The sequence below is a fragment of the Brevibacillus sp. SYP-B805 genome (genome assembly GCF_011059135.1).
Taxonomy (GTDB): Bacteria; Bacillota; Bacilli; order Brevibacillales; family Brevibacillaceae; genus Brevibacillus_F.
In genome coordinates this window covers 22,142-38,015 of the sequence record NZ_JAALGD010000018.1, presented here as the reverse complement: position 1 = coordinate 38,015, position 15,874 = coordinate 22,142, and the positions used below count along the sequence as shown (strand labels likewise).

The 15,874-nt window shown below is 57.2% G+C and carries 15 protein-coding genes; 8 read left to right on the top strand and 7 right to left on the bottom strand.

Features of this window, described 5'->3' with window-relative positions:
• Positions 1-10 precede the first annotated feature (10 nt).
• The gene (locus G3578_RS18315) at positions 11-847 is read left to right on the top strand and encodes a sensor histidine kinase (RefSeq protein ID WP_241254710.1); all 837 of its coding nucleotides are present in this window, start codon (positions 11-13) and stop codon (positions 845-847) included.
• The gene (locus tag G3578_RS18310) at positions 844-1,491 is read left to right on the top strand and encodes a response regulator (protein WP_165214606.1); all 648 of its coding nucleotides are present in this window, start codon (positions 844-846) and stop codon (positions 1,489-1,491) included. The genes G3578_RS18315 and G3578_RS18310 overlap by 4 nt, the downstream gene beginning before the upstream one ends.
• A 125-nt stretch (positions 1,492-1,616) precedes the next feature.
• Here G3578_RS18310 and acsA read toward each other — a convergent pair whose 3' ends face one another.
• Positions 1,617-3,335 (bottom strand): acetate--CoA ligase, encoded by a 1,719-nt coding sequence (acsA, locus tag G3578_RS18305; RefSeq protein WP_165214604.1) that lies wholly within the window; start codon positions 3,333-3,335, stop codon positions 1,617-1,619.
• Positions 3,336-3,521: 186 nt separating this feature from the next.
• On the opposite strand from acsA, the gene G3578_RS18300 reads away from it, so the two are divergent.
• From G3578_RS18300 to G3578_RS18280, 5 genes are all read left to right on the top strand, one after another.
• Positions 3,522-4,427, top strand: coding sequence for a metallophosphoesterase (locus G3578_RS18300; protein ID WP_165214602.1), 906 nt, complete (start codon positions 3,522-3,524; stop codon positions 4,425-4,427).
• A 68-nt stretch (positions 4,428-4,495) separates the two neighbouring features.
• Positions 4,496-5,524: a helix-turn-helix domain-containing protein gene (locus tag G3578_RS21295; protein ID WP_165214600.1), complete on the top strand. Its 1,029-nt coding sequence runs from the start codon at positions 4,496-4,498 to the stop codon at positions 5,522-5,524.
• Between the two features lie 80 nt (positions 5,525-5,604).
• A complete protein-coding gene (locus G3578_RS18290; protein ID WP_165214598.1) occupies positions 5,605-6,720 on the top strand; it encodes an ABC transporter ATP-binding protein in 1,116 nt (371 codons plus the stop codon).
• A gap of 136 nt (positions 6,721-6,856) precedes the next feature.
• The gene (locus tag G3578_RS18285) at positions 6,857-8,266 is read left to right on the top strand and encodes a S8 family peptidase (protein WP_241254709.1); all 1,410 of its coding nucleotides are present in this window, start codon (positions 6,857-6,859) and stop codon (positions 8,264-8,266) included.
• 21 nt (positions 8,267-8,287) lie between these two features.
• Positions 8,288-8,884, top strand: a complete 597-nt coding sequence (locus G3578_RS18280) for an NAD(P)H-dependent oxidoreductase (protein ID WP_165214594.1) — start codon at positions 8,288-8,290, stop codon at positions 8,882-8,884.
• A 53-nt stretch (positions 8,885-8,937) separates the two neighbouring features.
• Here the strand turns inward: G3578_RS18280 and G3578_RS18275 are convergent, their stop codons facing one another.
• From G3578_RS18275 to G3578_RS18250, 6 genes are all read right to left on the bottom strand, one after another.
• Positions 8,938-9,444, bottom strand: a complete 507-nt coding sequence (locus tag G3578_RS18275) for a DUF3907 family protein (RefSeq protein ID WP_165214592.1) — start codon at positions 9,442-9,444, stop codon at positions 8,938-8,940.
• Between the two features lie 81 nt (positions 9,445-9,525).
• Complete coding sequence (locus G3578_RS18270; protein WP_165214589.1) at positions 9,526-10,704, bottom strand: ABC transporter permease; 1,179 nt, start codon at positions 10,702-10,704, stop codon at positions 9,526-9,528.
• Positions 10,697-11,884 (bottom strand): HlyD family secretion protein, encoded by a 1,188-nt coding sequence (locus G3578_RS18265; RefSeq protein WP_165214586.1) that lies wholly within the window; start codon positions 11,882-11,884, stop codon positions 10,697-10,699. Before G3578_RS18265 ends, G3578_RS18270 begins: the two co-directional genes overlap by 8 nt.
• Complete coding sequence (locus G3578_RS18260) at positions 11,877-12,482, bottom strand: TetR/AcrR family transcriptional regulator (RefSeq protein ID WP_165214583.1); 606 nt, start codon at positions 12,480-12,482, stop codon at positions 11,877-11,879. Before G3578_RS18260 ends, G3578_RS18265 begins: the two co-directional genes overlap by 8 nt.
• A gap of 257 nt (positions 12,483-12,739) precedes the next feature.
• Positions 12,740-13,375, bottom strand: coding sequence for a YhcN/YlaJ family sporulation lipoprotein (locus G3578_RS18255; RefSeq protein ID WP_241254708.1), 636 nt, complete (start codon positions 13,373-13,375; stop codon positions 12,740-12,742).
• 221 nt (positions 13,376-13,596) lie between these two features.
• Complete coding sequence (locus tag G3578_RS18250; protein ID WP_165214580.1) at positions 13,597-14,358, bottom strand: copper amine oxidase N-terminal domain-containing protein; 762 nt, start codon at positions 14,356-14,358, stop codon at positions 13,597-13,599.
• Positions 14,359-14,550: 192 nt separating this feature from the next.
• Here G3578_RS18250 and G3578_RS18245 point away from each other — a divergent pair, with 192 nt between their 5' ends.
• Positions 14,551-15,780, top strand: coding sequence for a DUF1343 domain-containing protein (locus G3578_RS18245; protein ID WP_346774036.1), 1,230 nt, complete (start codon positions 14,551-14,553; stop codon positions 15,778-15,780).
• The last annotated feature ends 94 nt before the right edge of the window (positions 15,781-15,874 follow it).

The following is a 15,874-nucleotide window of genomic DNA, read 5'->3' as shown; positions in this document are numbered from 1 at the left end:
GGAGGTGTGAATGGCTTCCGCAAAGGTTGTGATAACGTTGACATACCGCAAACTTTTTCTCGTCGTGGTTCTTCTTCCCCCGCTCATCATCGGCGGTTTTGAATTTATCCGGCATGACTTCCTGCTGGCATACATGTCCATGGAAACGGGGAACCTCTATATTACCTTGATCGCCTTCCTGCTTTCCTTCCTGTTTGCCAGTTGGGTTTTTGGCATGATCAAGCGGATGAATGCCCGGCTGGTGGAAGAGCAGGCCCGCCTGGCGGTCTACCAGGAACGGGAACGCCTGGCCCGGGAGCTGCATGACGGCATTGCCCAATCCCTCTTCTTCCTCAATGTCAAGCTGCGTCAGGGGCAGCTGGAGGAAGCCCGCGCCGCCGTTTCGGAGATCGACCGGCATGTGCGCCAGGCGATTTTCAACCTGCGCGCGCTGCCGGAGGAAGGCCACTCCTTCACCGCGCGTCTGGAGAAATGGCTCGCCCAGTGGAGCGCCCTTACCGGGGTCGAGGTGGAGCATCAGCTTGATCTCCCGGACGGCCGCTTCACGCCCGCTGAGCAGGTGCAGCTCTTCGGCATTGTGCAGGAGGCGTTTGCCAACATCCGCAAGCATGCCCAGGCCAGGCATGCGCGCATCGTCCTTCAGCAGGAAGGGAAGCAAGGGTGGCGGCTGGCCATCACGGATGATGGCAAAGGATTGGACCCGCAGGCCGGCTGGGAAAACAAATACGGCATGATGATGATGCGTGAGCGGGCCCAGCAGTTGGGGGCCGATTTTGCCTTGCGTACACGGGAGACCGGCGGGACGGAACTGCTGCTTGTCTTTGGCAAGGGAGGGAAAAGCGCGTGACCCATTACCGTGTCCTGATTGCGGATGACCACCCCATGGCCAGACAGGCCATCCGCAGCCTGCTGGAGCAGGATGCATCCTTTCAGATCATTGGAGAGGCGGCGGACGGCGAAGAGGCTTATCGCCAGTGCGGCCGCCTGCTGCCCGACCTCGTGCTGATGGATATCAGCATGCCGGTTTGGGACGGGCTGAAAGCCACCAAGGCGGTCAAGAAAACATACCCGCAGATCAAGGTCGTCATTTTGAGCGTCTCCGACGACGTCGGCGACCTGATCACGGCCATCCAATACGGCGCACAGGGCTACCTGCTGAAGAATCTGGAGCCCGAGGATTGGCTCAGCTACCTGCACGCGCTGCTTGACGAGGATGCCGAAATCCCCCGGGAGATGGCAAGCCGCCTGCTTCACCGCTTCCGCAGCGGACAGGCGGAGAACGAGCCCGCCCCCGATGTGCTGACGCCGCGGGAGAAGGAGATCCTCCTGTGCATAGCCGCCGGGGAGACCAACCGGGAGATCAGCGAGGCGCTTTATATCTCCGAGAATACCGTTAAAAATCACATCAAAAACATCCTGGAAAAACTGCATCTGTCCAATCGGGTCCAGCTTGCCGCCTACGCCGTGCGCCACGGGCTGATTCAGAAGTGATCGGAAAGAGAAGACGCCCTGCGCCAAGGGGCGGGGTGGCAGACAAGAATCGGGATGGCAGAGAACTGCGACCGAAAAAAAGTGGCAAGCCGCTGCTGGCTTGCCACTTTTTTTCGAAATGTCCCTTAGTCTTCCATGGTGGAGAGATCGCCCGTGGGCAGTCCCAGTTCCCATGCCTTCAAGACGCGGCGCATGATTTTGCCGGAACGTGTCTTGGGCAGCTTGTCGCAGAATTCGATCTCGCGGGGCGCCGCATGCGCAGCCAGACCCTGCTTCACAAACTTCTTGATATCCTCCATCAGTTCCTCGCTCGGCTCATAGTCCGCCCGCAGGGAGATGAAGGCCTTGATGATTTCGCCGCGCACCGGATCGGGTTTGCCGATGACCCCCGCTTCCGCGACGGCCGGATGCTCCACCAGCTTGCTCTCCACTTCGAACGGACCGACGCGCTCGCCGGACGTGTTGATCACATCGTCAATCCTGCCCTGGAACCAGAAATAGCCGTCCTCGTCCATATATGCGGAGTCTCCCGATACATACCAGCCGGGGATGCGGAAGTATTCCTCATACTTGGCCGGATTTTTCCAGATCTGCCGCATCATCGACGGCCAGCCCACGCGGATGGCCAGATTCCCCATGCGGTTCGGCGGCAATTCATTGCCGTGGTCATCGATGATTGCCGCATGAATGCCCGGGAACGGTTTCCCCATCGATCCCGGTTTGATCGGCATGCATTTGAAGTTGGTGATCAGCTGGCCGCCCGTCTCCGTCATCCACCAGGTGTCGTGGATGCGCTGGTTGTATACCTTCAAGCCCCAGTATACCACTTCCGGATTCAGCGGCTCTCCCACACTCAGCACATGGCGGAGAGAGGACAGATCGTAACGTTTGACGACATCATCGCCCGCCCCCATCAGCATCCGGAATGAAGTGGGCGCACTGTACCAGACGGTGACCTTGTACTTTTCAATGGTGCTGTACCAGCCGTCCGGGCTGAAGCGGCCGCCGCGTACCACGTTTGTCGCCCCATTGAGCCACGGTGCGAAAATCCCGTAGGAAGTGCCTGTCACCCAGCCGGGGTCCGCCGTGCACCAGTAGATGTCGTCCTCCTGCAGGTCGAGTACCCATTTCCCGGTCTGGTAATGCTGGATCATCGCGTTGTGGACGTGCAGCACCCCTTTTGGCTTGCCGGTCGAGCCGGACGTATAGTGCAGGATCATGCCGTCTTCCCGATCCACCCATTCGATCTCCAATTCGGCGGAAGCTGCCTTCATCGCTTCATGGAAATCTACTACCTCCACATCGGTCTCGCTGTCCTTGCTGCCGACGAGAATGACGTGCTTCAGCGCAGGCAGTTCCTTCACCGGCACCCGCGGCAGCAGCGACGGCGTGGTAACGATGGCGACGGCCTCGCTGTCCTGCAGGCGGTCGCGCACAGCCGCTTCCATGAACGCTTCAAACAGCGGCCCGACGATCGCACCGATTTTCAGCGTTCCTAAAACGCTTACATAAAGCTCCGGCGTACGAGGCATGAAAACGAAAACCCGGTCCCCCTTCCCGATGCCGAGGCTTTTCAGCACATTGCCGAACTTATTGGAGAGTTCGCTCAATTGGGCGAACGTATACGACTCTTCTCTCTCCGCATCGCTGTAAAGAAGCGCGATTTTGTTCTTCCGGTCCGTCAGAAGGTGGCGGTCGATCGCTTCGTATGCCATGTTCACCTTGCCTGTCTCATGCCAACTGAATGCCTTCTCCACGTCAGCCCAACTGAAGTTGGCATAAGCTTTTTCATAATCCTGCAAATTATAATGGCCTTCCACAGGTGGGATCAGTTCCACTTTCATACTTCCACACTCCTCGCCTTCTGCATTTTTCATTTTCTTATATTATTTCTTCCTTTTCTGATAAATTCCTTGTTCCTGCGACAGGAAACTTTCCCGTTTTTCCCAACAACTGCTTGTCCTGTCGACGCATCGAATCACGTATAATGGTTGCGATCATGTGTTTTTCGACGGGGTGAAAGAACGGCAATGATGTGGGGATTCGCGTTGTTTTTTCTTTTCATACTGTTTGCAAAAGCGTATCGCAACACGTTTGACCTGCAAATCTCCTGCGTTCCGGTAGCCATGAAAGCTTCGGAACGGATTCGGACCGATCAGTGGCTGCCGCTGAGAATCCTGCATCTTTCCGACCTGCATATGGAAAATCTTTCCGTGAAAGCGTCCGCCATCGTCGACCATCTGAAGGGAGAGCCGCTCGACCTGATCGCCATCACCGGCGATCTTCTGGATCGCGCCAAAAACATCCCCGCTGCCGTCCAGTACGTGGCAGCGCTGCAGCAGCTGAATCCGCAGCTGGGCACCTATATCGTCTTCGGCAACCATGACTACGTGCTTCCCCCCCACAATCTGGCGCAGTTGAAAACGGAACTGGAGCGGATCGGGTGCCGGGTTCTCCGCAACCAGACCCACACGCTTGATGTTCACGGGCAGAAGCTGCACATCATCGGCATCGATGATTACGCCACCCGCCGCAGCGATCTGGAAAAAAGCTACCGCAGCGTGACGGACGAGGGATTGCGGCTGGTTCTTACCCACGATCCCAACATCGTCCTGCGGATGAAAGATTACGAATACGATTATCTGCTCGCCGGCCATTTCCACGGCGGCCAAATCCACTGGCCCAAACCATATCATCTCATCAAAATGGGCAAGCTGCCGCGCATGAACATCGTGAAGGGGCTGCACTACCGGGAAGGCCGTCCTTTTTACATCAGCGAAGGCCTTGGTCAGACGGGGCTCAATTTCCGTCTGCGTTCCCGCCCGGAAATCACGGTGCACATCCTGCAGCCGCAGCCGCTGCCAGAGCACCAGGCCGTCCGTCTGGAGCAGGCGAAGGCGCAGCCGGAAGCCGCTCCCACATGGGCGCTTGAATAAGCTATAATTAAGGGAAACGAACTGCGTTTCCTTTTTTGATGCGGAAAAACGGATGCGAGGGAGCAAGCGTGGAGAACCAGTGGAAGACCGAAATTGACCGAATTCGCCAAGCGACCGGCCTGCCGATCGGTTTGCATACCTGCGCGGCTCACGCCTGGGAGCGGGAGCGCCGCCGTTTTGAAGCGGAAGGGGGCGAGGTGGTCCGTTGGGCTGCCGACCAGCATGCCGTCTGGTACATCGGCATTCCCCGTGATGCGTGGCCGGAAGCGGCACGGGCGCTGCTGCCCCTGCTTTTGCCCCCGCCGGAACGGGAAATGACGATTCAGCAGCAAGCGATCAACTGGTTGACATCCTTCTGCAGCGGCCGGACCGAACCGCTGCCGGCCGCCCTGGAAGCCGTCTGGCAGTGGCGGGAACCGCGCGCCGTTTTCCTGCTGACACGGGCCCATGCGGACCGTCCGTTGGAGCTGTCCCAGTGGCAGCAGCTGCTGGCCGACTTTTTCCCTTCGCCCTCCGCGCAGCACATCTGGCTGCTGCCGTTATCGGCCGTCCACCTGCTGCTGCTGGTACCGGTCACCGCCCTTCCGGAGACGGAACCGGCGGAAGACGACAGGGCCATGTGGCTCGACTGGGCCTTTGGCCTGCATGATTTGCTGACGACAGAGACGATGGAGAGCGTCATCGTCTGCGTCACGGAACCTGCTGCCCATCCGCGCCAGCTGCCGCAGCTCTTGCAGAAGTGCCTGCTTCTCTCCCGGGCCCTGCAGCGTTTCCGTTTCCGGGAGATGGTGGCGGGCACCTGGCAGTACCCGCTTGAGCAATGGGCAGCCTCCCTGGATGATGCGACCCGGGAGGCCGTGCGCCGCTCTCTCGACCGAATGGGCGCAATGACGCTGTCACCCGATCAAGCGGAGATTCTGGATGCCCTGTTTGCCCACCACCTGAATATCAGCGAAACGGCGCGTCACCTGTATCTTCACCGCAATACCCTGCTGTATCGGCTGGACAAGCTGAAGGATCAAACCAATCTGGATCCGCGCCAGTTTTCCGATGCGATCCTGCTTCGGCTGGCCATGCTCTTTCAGCAAAATGCTTAAACTTTTTGTGCATGTTTGCCATAGTGCGCTTCTTCCCCCCTTGCTTACAATGAAGACAAGCAACTGAAGGAGGAATGAGCATGGCACAGGTACGGCTCAATCACATCTACAAGCGCTATGCAAACAATGTAACAGCCGTGAAAGATTTTCATCTGGATATTGAAGACCGTGAATTTATCGTCCTGGTCGGTCCGTCCGGCTGCGGAAAATCCACCACCCTGCGGATGATCGCCGGACTGGAGGAAATTTCCGAAGGCGACCTCTATATCGGAGACCGCCGGGTAAACGACGTTCCGCCGAAAGACCGGGATATTGCGATGGTGTTCCAAAGCTACGCGCTTTATCCGCACATGAATGTGTATGAAAACATGGCGTTCGGCCTGAAGCTGCGCAAATTCCCCAAAGCGGAGATCGACAAGCGGATTCAGGAAGCCGCCCGCATCCTGGACATCGCCCACCTGCTTGACCGCAAGCCCAAGGCGCTCTCCGGCGGTCAGCGCCAGCGCGTGGCACTGGGCCGTGCGATTGTGCGCGAACCGCAGGTGTTCCTGATGGACGAACCGCTGTCCAACCTGGATGCCAAGCTGCGCGTGCAGATGCGGACGGAGATCTCCAAACTGCATCAGCGGCTGAATACCACCTTTATTTATGTCACGCACGATCAGACGGAAGCCATGACGATGGGCGACCGCATCGTGGTGATGAAGGACGGCGTGATCCAGCAGGTGGCAACCCCCACCGAGATCTACAATCATCCCGTCAATCAGTTCGTGGCAAGCTTTATCGGATCGCCCGGCATGAACTTTGTGAAAGGGCGCGTGAGAGAAGAAGGCGGCAGCGTGCTGTTTGAGACGAAAGGCATGCAGATCCAGTTCCCGGAAGACAAGGCCCATGTCCTGCGCCAGCAAGGCTATGTGGGCAAGGAGGTCACCTTCGGCATCCGCCCGGAAGACATTTATAGCGACAACCAGTTTATGGAAGCCAACCCGTTCAAGTCCACGATCCGCGCGGAAGTGGATGTCGTGGAGAACATGGGGTCTGAGCTGTATGTATACTTCAACAACATCGGCGATACGGAAATGGTGGCGCGGGTCGACGCCCGCGAAGGCTTGAAACCTACCATGGCCGTAACCCTCGCGATGGATCTCTCCAAATGCCATGTGTTCGACAGCACGACGGAAGTCGCCGTATTCTAACAGGCCAATCCCCCGTAGCAGACGTTACGGGGGAATTTTCTATGCGTTACAATCCGTTCCTTTCATCATTTTTCCTTCATAAACACTCCCTTCATGCAGCAGGATAAGCGTAATGAACGTGCAGGGAGTGAGTTGGTTGCGCAGGTTCTCCGCTTTACTGATTGTTGTTCTGTTCCTTGGTCTCGTCCTCATTCCGGTTCAACAATACCGGATGCAAGAGATGCGGGAACCCCATCCGTCCGTCACTTCACTGGATTCCACCATCCCGCGGATCAACTACATGGAACAGGTAAGAGATATTCGGCGCACTCTCGAAAGAAAGCCGCATATCGCCGAAATCCATCACAATGAACGGGACCGCAGTCATTTCGTGGAGCATGAGGTGGTCGTCCGCTTCTCTCCCCGTCCCAGCCAGGCCGCCATTGACGCCATGCTGAAAAAAGCGCATGCGCACGTCAAGCGGGATTACGGCCACGCCATGATCATTAAATCGGAGTCGCTGACCACCAAACAGCTGATGAAGTTGTTTGCGGAGCATCCCGACTCGATCTACGCCGAACCCAACTATCTGCTGCTGCCGAACCGTGTCCCCAATGATATCCTGTACCGGCGCTATCAATGGAATCTCCCCCTGATCGGGATGGAGCAGAGCTGGAATGTCAGCCGGGGCAGCGGCAAGGTGGTCGTCGCCATCGTCGATACGGGCATCGACCTGGATCATCCCGAATTTCGGGGCAAGCTGGCAACAGGCTATAACGTGCTGGAAGACAACCATTATCCCATGGATGACAACGGCCACGGCACCCATGTGGCCGGGATTATTGCGGCCCGGACCAACAATCGGGTAGGGATCGCCGGCATGTCCTGGAACAGCAGGCTGATGCCGGTCAAGGCGATCGGCGCTGACGGCTCGGGGACCGCCTTTGACATTGCGCAAGGCATCCGCTGGGCAGCCGATCATGGGGCGGATGTCATCAATTTGAGCGTGGGCAATTACACCTCTTCGGCCGCCCTGCGCGAAGCATGCCGGTACGCCTACGACAAAAACGTCGTGCTCGTGGCGGCCACCGGCAATGACGCGACGGATCAGCCGGGCTATCCAGCGGCGTACAGGGAAGTGTTTGGCGTCTCGGCCGTTGACCATAACCGCAACCGGGCCGATTTCTCCAATTACGGCGATTATGTCGATGTGGTTGCCCCGGGGGTGGATATCGCCAGCACCTATATCTACAGCGATTATGCCGCTCTTTCCGGCACCTCGATGGCTTGTCCGCATGTGGCTGCGCTTGCTTCCCTGATCCGCTCCGTCAACCCGGACTTGAGCAGCGAGCAGGTGATGAACATCATGCGTTCCACGGCGAGGGACCTGGGCAGGCCGGGAAAAGACCCATTGTACGGCTACGGCCTGATCGATGTCAATGCCGCCGTCCATCAGGCCAAGGCAATGGCAAAACTAAAGCCGAACGAACAGCCGCTGCAGGTGCAGCCCCCCGGCGTCGGCGGGCTGCTGAACAGGTTTCTCCACCGTCTCCGCTTCGGCTTGTAACAACATATGGGAGGGCTATCCATGAAAGCATGCATACTCTTTGCCCAGCCAGGTGAGCAAAGCTTCCACCATGAAATCCTGCACCGCGTGGAGCGCGCCCTGAACCAGGCCGACATCTCCTATACCGTGCGCGATCTGTACAAGATGAACTTTCAACCTGTCCTGAGTGCCGCAGACATGAAAGGCGTCGAACAAGGGCGTGTCAGTGCCGATATCGAAGAAGAGCAGCAGCTGGTTACCGATGCCGATCTGTTGGTGATGGTCTACCCGGTCTGGTGGTGGTCCCAACCCGCTGTGCTGAAGGGATGGATCGATCGTGTCTTTACGCATGGCTTTGCTTTTCGCTATGAGGCGCATGGGCCGGTCGGCCTGCTGACCGAAAAACGAGCGATCGTGTTTACGACCACCCATGAGTCGGAGGAAGAGATACGGGCGAGGGGCTTCGATGATCTGATCACCAAACAGATCGCCGACGGCATCCTCTCCTTTGTCGGCTGCGAGGATGTGGTGCATCGCAACTTTGCCGCCGTCTCCTCTGCGAGCGACCAGCAGCGCAATCAGATGCTGGATGAGGTGGAGACAATCGTCTCCCGGGCTGTCCAGCCGGTTACCGTCTAGGGCAAGCGCCTGCAAAAAGAGCACAGCCACCTGGCTGTGCTCTTTGATTGTCCTTATTTCGCTGTCGGTTCCATCCGTTTTTTGGTCAGGTAGTCCGTCTCGTAGTAATGCAGATCATCGCGCATCTGCTCGAATTCCTTGTACAGGGAAAGCGTCAGTTTCTGCAGTTCGGGAGTGACCGGTTTGCGGAAATGGATCGCGTCCTTCCCTTCGTATGCATAGCGGCCGTCTTCATCGTACACTTCGCCCTTGGGATAAAAAAAGGAATTGATGCACGTATGATACACCTGATACAGCACTTCTTCGGCAAACGCCTCGTCGAAACGCGCCCGGCGCAGGACGACGCCCAGCTTTTCATAAGCGTTTTCCGAATAGACAAGCAGATGGCGCAGATCGGATAGGAACGCACGGTAGTAAGCTTCATACTCTTCCGGGTCTCCGGACGCCTTTACCAGCCCGGCCAGCGTTACCTGATTGAGAAAGCGCTCCAGTTCCTTGCTTACTCGCTTCAGCTTGGTGCAGGTTTCTTCACATAACTGCTTCAAGTGCTTTTCAGACATAGGAACCTCCTCGGCCATCATGGGTCGTATTGTTTTTTACCATTGTAAAAAAAGCTGGAAGGAGACACAAGGATTTTCTTCCTACACGGTTCCCGATGTTTCGGCCGTCCTCACACCGGCTGCGGCCGTTTTCCGCAGATAGATCAGATAGGCGGCAAACAAGCCGAGCAGCGTCATCAGGAGCAGCACGAGGGCGTCCACCCGGACAGCGGAGAGGCCGTGCCCTTTTGTCAAAATCTCGCGGACCGCGTGCAAAAAGTATGTGAGCGGCAGCGATTTGCCGATGGCGGCGATCCCGGCCGGCATGGACGCAAGCGGCCAGGTAAATCCGGACAGCATGAATGACGGCACGGCGATCAGCATCGCGGTTTGGGTCGCCTGCAGCTGATCTTTGGCATAAAACGAGATGGCAAAGCCAATCCCCAGCACGGCGGCATGAAAAAGGGTTCCGACCAGCAGGAGATGCAGCGGATTGCCGTAATACGGCACCGCGAAGCCTTTCAGCAGGATGGCAAAGGTGAATACCAGATTGAACGTGGCGATCAGCAGATACGGCAGCAGCTTCCCTGCCGCCAGCTGCCAGAAGGTATGCGCGGCCAGCGTCTCCTGCCATGTTCCCGCATCCTTCTCCCGGGCAACGGCCAGCGCCACGCCGAGAAACAGCGTTTGTTGCAGGACGGTTCCCCCCAACCCGAACACCATGAACGAAAGGTAGCTGAACGTCGGATTGTAGAGAACGCGGTAACGATAGTCAATGCCGGTGTAGACGTTCTTCCCCTCGTCGCCCCACTGGCCGCTGGCTTCCAGTTTTTTCAGCGTCACGCCGGCCGATACCGACTTGATCACCGTGTTGGCGGCGCGGACGGCCGTATTGGATATCATCAGGTTGCTGCCGTCAATGATCGTCAGCACCTCCGTCTCCCGCCCGGCCTTTACCTGCTGCTCCAGCCCGGCCGGAATCAGGACCGCGACCTGTGCGCCGCCTTCGTCGATCAGCTTGACCGCTTCCGCTTCGGAGCCGACAAGAGCCGTGACGGCAAACGATTGATCGAAGTCAAACGCCCGAATCAATTCCCGGCTCAGTTCTGTCTGATCGCTGTCCACGATCACCGTGGGCAGCTCCATCACTTTTTTCTGTTCATAGAGAAAGCCGAAAAGGGTGAAGTACATAAACGGTACGACCAGCATGACGAGCAGGATCGTTCGGTTGCGAAAAATGGCGCGCCACTCCCGTTCAAACAGCCGGATGGCTTTATTCACGGCGATCCGCCCCTTCCAGCCGCCATTCAACGGAATAACCCGGCCGAAGTTGTGGATCGTGGAGACTCAGCTTCACCTGAAAAGCCCTCACGTCCCGATCCCCCAGCTCCTGGGTCGCTTTCTTCACCGCAAAATCGGCGGCCGGGGCAATGGCGGCGATGGTTCCTTCCACTTCCTTGCCCAGGGCAGGAACATACAGCGTCGCCTTTTGCCCGACGTTCAGCTTGCCGAGCTCATTCTCGTCCAGATAGAACTTGACGAAATGCTCACCTTCTGCCTGGATCGTGGCGACCGTAAAGCCTTGTGCCACTAACTCCCCTTTTTGCACGGCCACGCTTTTCACCACCCCGGCAACCGGTGCCACCAGCCTGGTGTCGTTCAGATAGGCGTCGATTTCAGCCAGCGCTCCTTTTGCCTGCTGCACCGCCGCTTCCGCCTGCTGGACGTCCAGCTGTTTGAGTCCCACCTGGCCGCGCCCGGCAACCGCCTGCTGGTAGGCCGCCTCCGCCTGTTCCCACTGCGCCTTTGCGGCCTCCAACTGCTCGCGGCGGGAGCCGGATTGGGCCATTTTCAACTGTTCTTCCACGGCCGAAAGCTCCGCCTGCGCCTTGTCGAACTGCATCTGCGCTTCTTCCAGCGCGGTTTTGGCCACCGCTCCTTCCTCATAGAGCTTTTTCACCCGATCCAGTGAGGTTTGGGCCACCTGCTTGGCGGTGCGGGCTGCCTGCAGCTTCGCCTCAAGCTGGGCGATCTCTTCGGGGCGCGCCCCGTTTTTGTTGGCTTCGTATTGGGCGCGCGCCGCTTCTACAGCCGCCTGTGTCTGCCGGATTTGCGCGCTGCTCGCGTCATCCGTGACCGAGACGCCTTTTTTGGCCTGCTCCCACTTGGTCAGGGCCAACTGGTAGGCTGCCTGCGCCTGCTGCCGTTTGGCAAGCAGTTCGTCGCTGTCCAGGAGGGCGATCGGCTGCCCCGCCTTCACGGTATCGCCTTCTTTCACCAGCACTTCCTTGATGGAACCGCCCATCTTGAAGGCAAGATCCACTTCGGTTCCCTCCACCACGCCGACATGCCGGTTGGCGAGATCGGCCGCCCCGTTCGCTCCCGGAGACAGCAGATAGCCCCCTACCAGGACAATGCACGCCAGGAAACCAATCACACCGAGCCATGAACGTTTATGCATGCGCGTTCTCCCCTTCCGTCATACGCTTGATTCCGAGCGCACCCTGACACAAGCGGATCAGGGTGCTGCGCGTCTCCTCCGTATAGACCGGCTCCTCCCGAAACATTTTGCGCAGCACCGTAAACCCGACCATCCCGAACAGCGCCGATGCGACGGTGCGCACCTCCAGGTCGGGGGAGATGATACCTTCTTCCTGCAGCTCGCGGAAGTACACCTCCATGGTGGCAAAGTATTCGGAGAGAACCGTTCCGATCAGCCGGTCACGCTGCCAGTCGCCGGAAATGCTGAGAAGCAGCAGGCACAGCTCCCTGTTCTCCGCGAAGAAGCGAAGATGCTCATCCAGTACGTAAAGCATGCGCTCCGAGACAGAGCGGGTACTGTCTTTCATCGCGCCGGTTACGGAATCGATCAGCATCTCCACGCCTTTCTGATTGACATGCAGGAACAGCTCTTCCTTGGTTTTGAAATGATAATACAGCGTTCCCTTGGCGACATTGGCCGCTTCTGCGATCGTATCCATCGTGGTTTCACTGTAGCCGTTTTGCGCAAAGGCGCGCAGGGCTCCCTGTGAAATCTGTTCTTTTTTGGATGCAGCCATCGAATAATGCCTCCTCCCTAAATTGAACTGACTAGTCAGTACAAAAATAATATAGACCTCTTCTCCTCTTTCGTCAAGGATAAAAAGATCCTTTCCGTGAAACCTTAATTGGAAGGAGCCCTAAGAACACCCCGCCGACCTAAGCTAACGCTGCTGTCGGCGGGGGCCCCCCAACCTTTCTTGCTTCGCTTTCGTGCTGTAAAAATATTAAACACGCCCACGCTTGCCGTTGCCGGTAAGGGTGGACGTGATGCTTTTCAGTCAACCAGGTTATATCCTTTGGTCGTATAGCCGATATCATTCATCAGGGATTTCATCTCATCATCCGATATGGGTTGGCCGGTCTGGATGCGCCGGGTCAGCTCCGCCACCCTTTGATACAGGGCGGGATTGGTGGTGACATACAGGAGATTGTAGCGCGTCTCCGCCTGCAGACGGGAGCGGATGGCGGTGACCACCTGATGGTGCAACCCATCCGGACTGTTTTTTACCGTATCGTCCGGCGCAACGGGTGACCCTTTCGTATCGATCCTCGTGTTGACCTGATCCCGTTTCGGCGCACCGCTGGGGAGAACGGCGACAATCATGTTATCCATATACGTCAGGATTTTGGCGTCGGCCACGCCGGGCATTCGCTCCACCCGCCGCTCAATCAGGCCGAACAGGCGCGGCTCCCGCTGCTCACGCCGGGCGACAAAGTACATGGCCGCCGGTCCTTTGTCCCTGCCCCTGTTGTCATCCACAAAATTGATCCCATACGCATCATAGCGATTCTTCCTGCTGCCCGGCCCAAGATCCTCTGCTCCCCGCTGTTTGTCCGGCGTGCAGGCCGCTGATCCAAGCAGGGCAAGCAGCAGCACGATAACGAACGATCCGATCGCGGTTTTCTTCAACGCACCCACCTCCGTTTATCCTTAGGTTGGCTGCAGGAGGGGGTTTTACCCGTGTAAAAGTTTACCGAACGCTCGTCTAACCCCGCCGACTTAAGCTAACGCTGGTGTCGGCGGGGCCCCCAACCTTTCCACCTTCGCTTTAGCGCTTTAAAGAACTTAAAATTTCCGATATACCAAAAAAACAAAGCCAGCGCTCCACACGCGCTGGCTTCGGACGTCTCTTACTGTTCATATTCGCCTTCAAACGTATCCTGTTTGTTGTCTTTCTCCGCTTTCAATGTAAAGGTGGTAATCTCCGGATCCCCGCTCTTCTGGAAGACGAAAGAGCCGTCGTCCTCAACCGGTACTTCATACCATTTGCCATCGAATTCAACGGTCAGTTTGGAACCCGTCTCCACTTTCCCTTCGATGCGGAAGCTGGATACAATCCCGGCCACATTGAACGATTTCGATTTAATGGAGGTCTTGTCGATCAGGTTGGCAGCTGCCGGTTGTTGTCCCTGGTTTTGCGTCGGGTTGGACGGCTGCTCCTGGGTAGGCGCCTGCGCCGCTTCCTTGTCGGTAATCTTCACCGTCTGGGTAACCTGCTCCCAGTCAACCTTGTAATCCAGGGCTTCCGCAATGAAGCGAACCGGAACCACGGTACGTTGGTTCACAATTTGGGCAGGCACATCCAGCGTGATGGTCTGACCGTTGCGCTTCGCGATTTTTTGGCTGACCACCAGGCTTACCGTGTTTTTATTCTTGGTGATGGTAACGGTGCGGGTCGTGTTGTTCCAATCCACCTTGAAGCCCAGCCCTTCCGCGATCGGCCGGATCGGAACCAGGGTGCGGCTGTTCATGATCAGCGGCTTTTGATCAGGAAAGCTGATGGCTTTATTGTTATACGTTACTTTGATTTCGACTTTGGCTGCGGTTGCGGCGAGAGCCGAAGCAGGTACTAGGGCCAGCGCCAAACACAGGGCCGTGATTTTTTTCCACATCGTTTACAATCAACTCCTCTATGTATGATGGTGAACAGCTATTAATCTACTATATTCGACAACCGGTTGCAAGGCACCTTCGTACGGAAAGGGAGAAGAAGCGGTGGTCTATTCGTCCTATCCTATTTTTTCCGTTCCTTTGTTATAATGAGAGGCATGAATCGACAAAGAAAACGAAGGGATAGGAGAACATTGAAAAAGATATGGCTGCTGTTCATGCTGACGGTTTTGCTCGTATCCGGTCCCGCCGCCGTCGGGCAGGCCGAACCGGCCAAGATCAAGCTGGGCAGCGATCTGATTACCACCCAGTTTCATGCGCTGATCCAGGGAAAAAGGGTCGGGTTGGTGACAAACCAGACCGGGGTCAACAGCAACGGCGTCAGCACCATCACGCTCCTGGCACAGGATAAAACCCTCTCGCTGAAGGCCTTGTATGCGCCGGAGCACGGCATCGACGGGAAGGCAAGCGCAGGAGCCTATGTGAAATCCACCATTCATCCGACGCTGCGCATCCCCATCTACAGCTTGTACGGGGAGACGAGAATGCCGACAGCCGACATGCTGAAGGATATCGACGTGCTGCTGTTCGACCTGCAGGATATCGGCTCGCGCACGTACACGTACATGTCGACGCTGAACTACTGCCTCAAGGCAGCGAAGGCAAACAACAAGCCGCTGATCGTTCTCGACCGGCCCAATCCGGTTGGCGGCGAAATCGTGGAAGGCCCCGTCCTGAAAGACCCTTACCTGTCGTTTGTCGGTGTGGACAACCTGCCGATGGCCCATGGCATGACCGCCGGAGAGCTCGCCCTCTTTTTCAACCGCAAAATCGGCGCCAATCTGACGGTAATCCCGATGGCCGGCTATACGCGCAGCATGGTTTATCAAGACACGGGACTTACCTGGATCCCCAGCTCTCCCCGCATCCCCGATCTGGACGCCGTCTTTGGCTACATGGCGACCGGCATCGGCGAAGGAACAGGCATCTTCCAATCCGATTTCAGATGGATCGGCGGCAAGGGGATCGACTCCTATCGATATGCCACACTGTTGAATGCGGCGAATCTGCCGGGCGTCCTGTTTGTCCCGGATCCGAGAGGCAGCAACGGAGGGGTCAAGCTGGTGATCACCGATGTACACGCCTTCAATCCGGCCAAAACCGGCCTCTACGCCCTTGCCTACGCCCATACGCTCACCCCCTTCCCCGTACCGAAAAGCACGGGCAAGAACATTGTGATGTTTGACAAAATTTGGGGAACCAACAAAATTGGCGAATATTTGGAAAAAGGGTATTCCCCGCAGCAAATCGAAGCCGAGTACGCCGAAGAACTGGCCGCTTTTTACGTCCTGCGAAGCCAATACTTGATCTATGGTGATCAGCCGTACCAGCCGACGGCTCCGATCACCAGCCCAACCCGGTAAGCCTGCCTTCCCGGGTTTTTTTCTTTTCACCGGTAAAGGATGAAGACCCGATGCCCTCTGCCGGAGAAAACGGCCATTGGGAAAAAAAGAGACC

Bases quoted from the DNA above. Each gene is read 5' to 3' on its own strand.
- G3578_RS18315 (WP_241254710.1), top strand. From the start codon at position 11: ATGGCTTCCGCAAAGGTTGTGATAACGTTGACATACCGCAAACTTTTT.
- acsA (WP_165214604.1), bottom strand. From the start codon at position 3,335: ATGAAAGTGGAACTGATCCCACCTGTGGAAGGCCATTATAATTTGCAG.
- G3578_RS18300 (WP_165214602.1), top strand. From the start codon at position 3,522: ATGATGTGGGGATTCGCGTTGTTTTTTCTTTTCATACTGTTTGCAAAA.
- G3578_RS18290 (WP_165214598.1), top strand. From the start codon at position 5,605: ATGGCACAGGTACGGCTCAATCACATCTACAAGCGCTATGCAAACAAT.
- G3578_RS18280 (WP_165214594.1), top strand. From the start codon at position 8,288: ATGAAAGCATGCATACTCTTTGCCCAGCCAGGTGAGCAAAGCTTCCAC.
- G3578_RS18275 (WP_165214592.1), bottom strand. From the start codon at position 9,444: ATGTCTGAAAAGCACTTGAAGCAGTTATGTGAAGAAACCTGCACCAAG.
- G3578_RS18265 (WP_165214586.1), bottom strand. From the start codon at position 11,884: ATGCATAAACGTTCATGGCTCGGTGTGATTGGTTTCCTGGCGTGCATT.
- G3578_RS18260 (WP_165214583.1), bottom strand. From the start codon at position 12,482: ATGGCTGCATCCAAAAAAGAACAGATTTCACAGGGAGCCCTGCGCGCC.
- G3578_RS18250 (WP_165214580.1), bottom strand. From the start codon at position 14,358: ATGTGGAAAAAAATCACGGCCCTGTGTTTGGCGCTGGCCCTAGTACCT.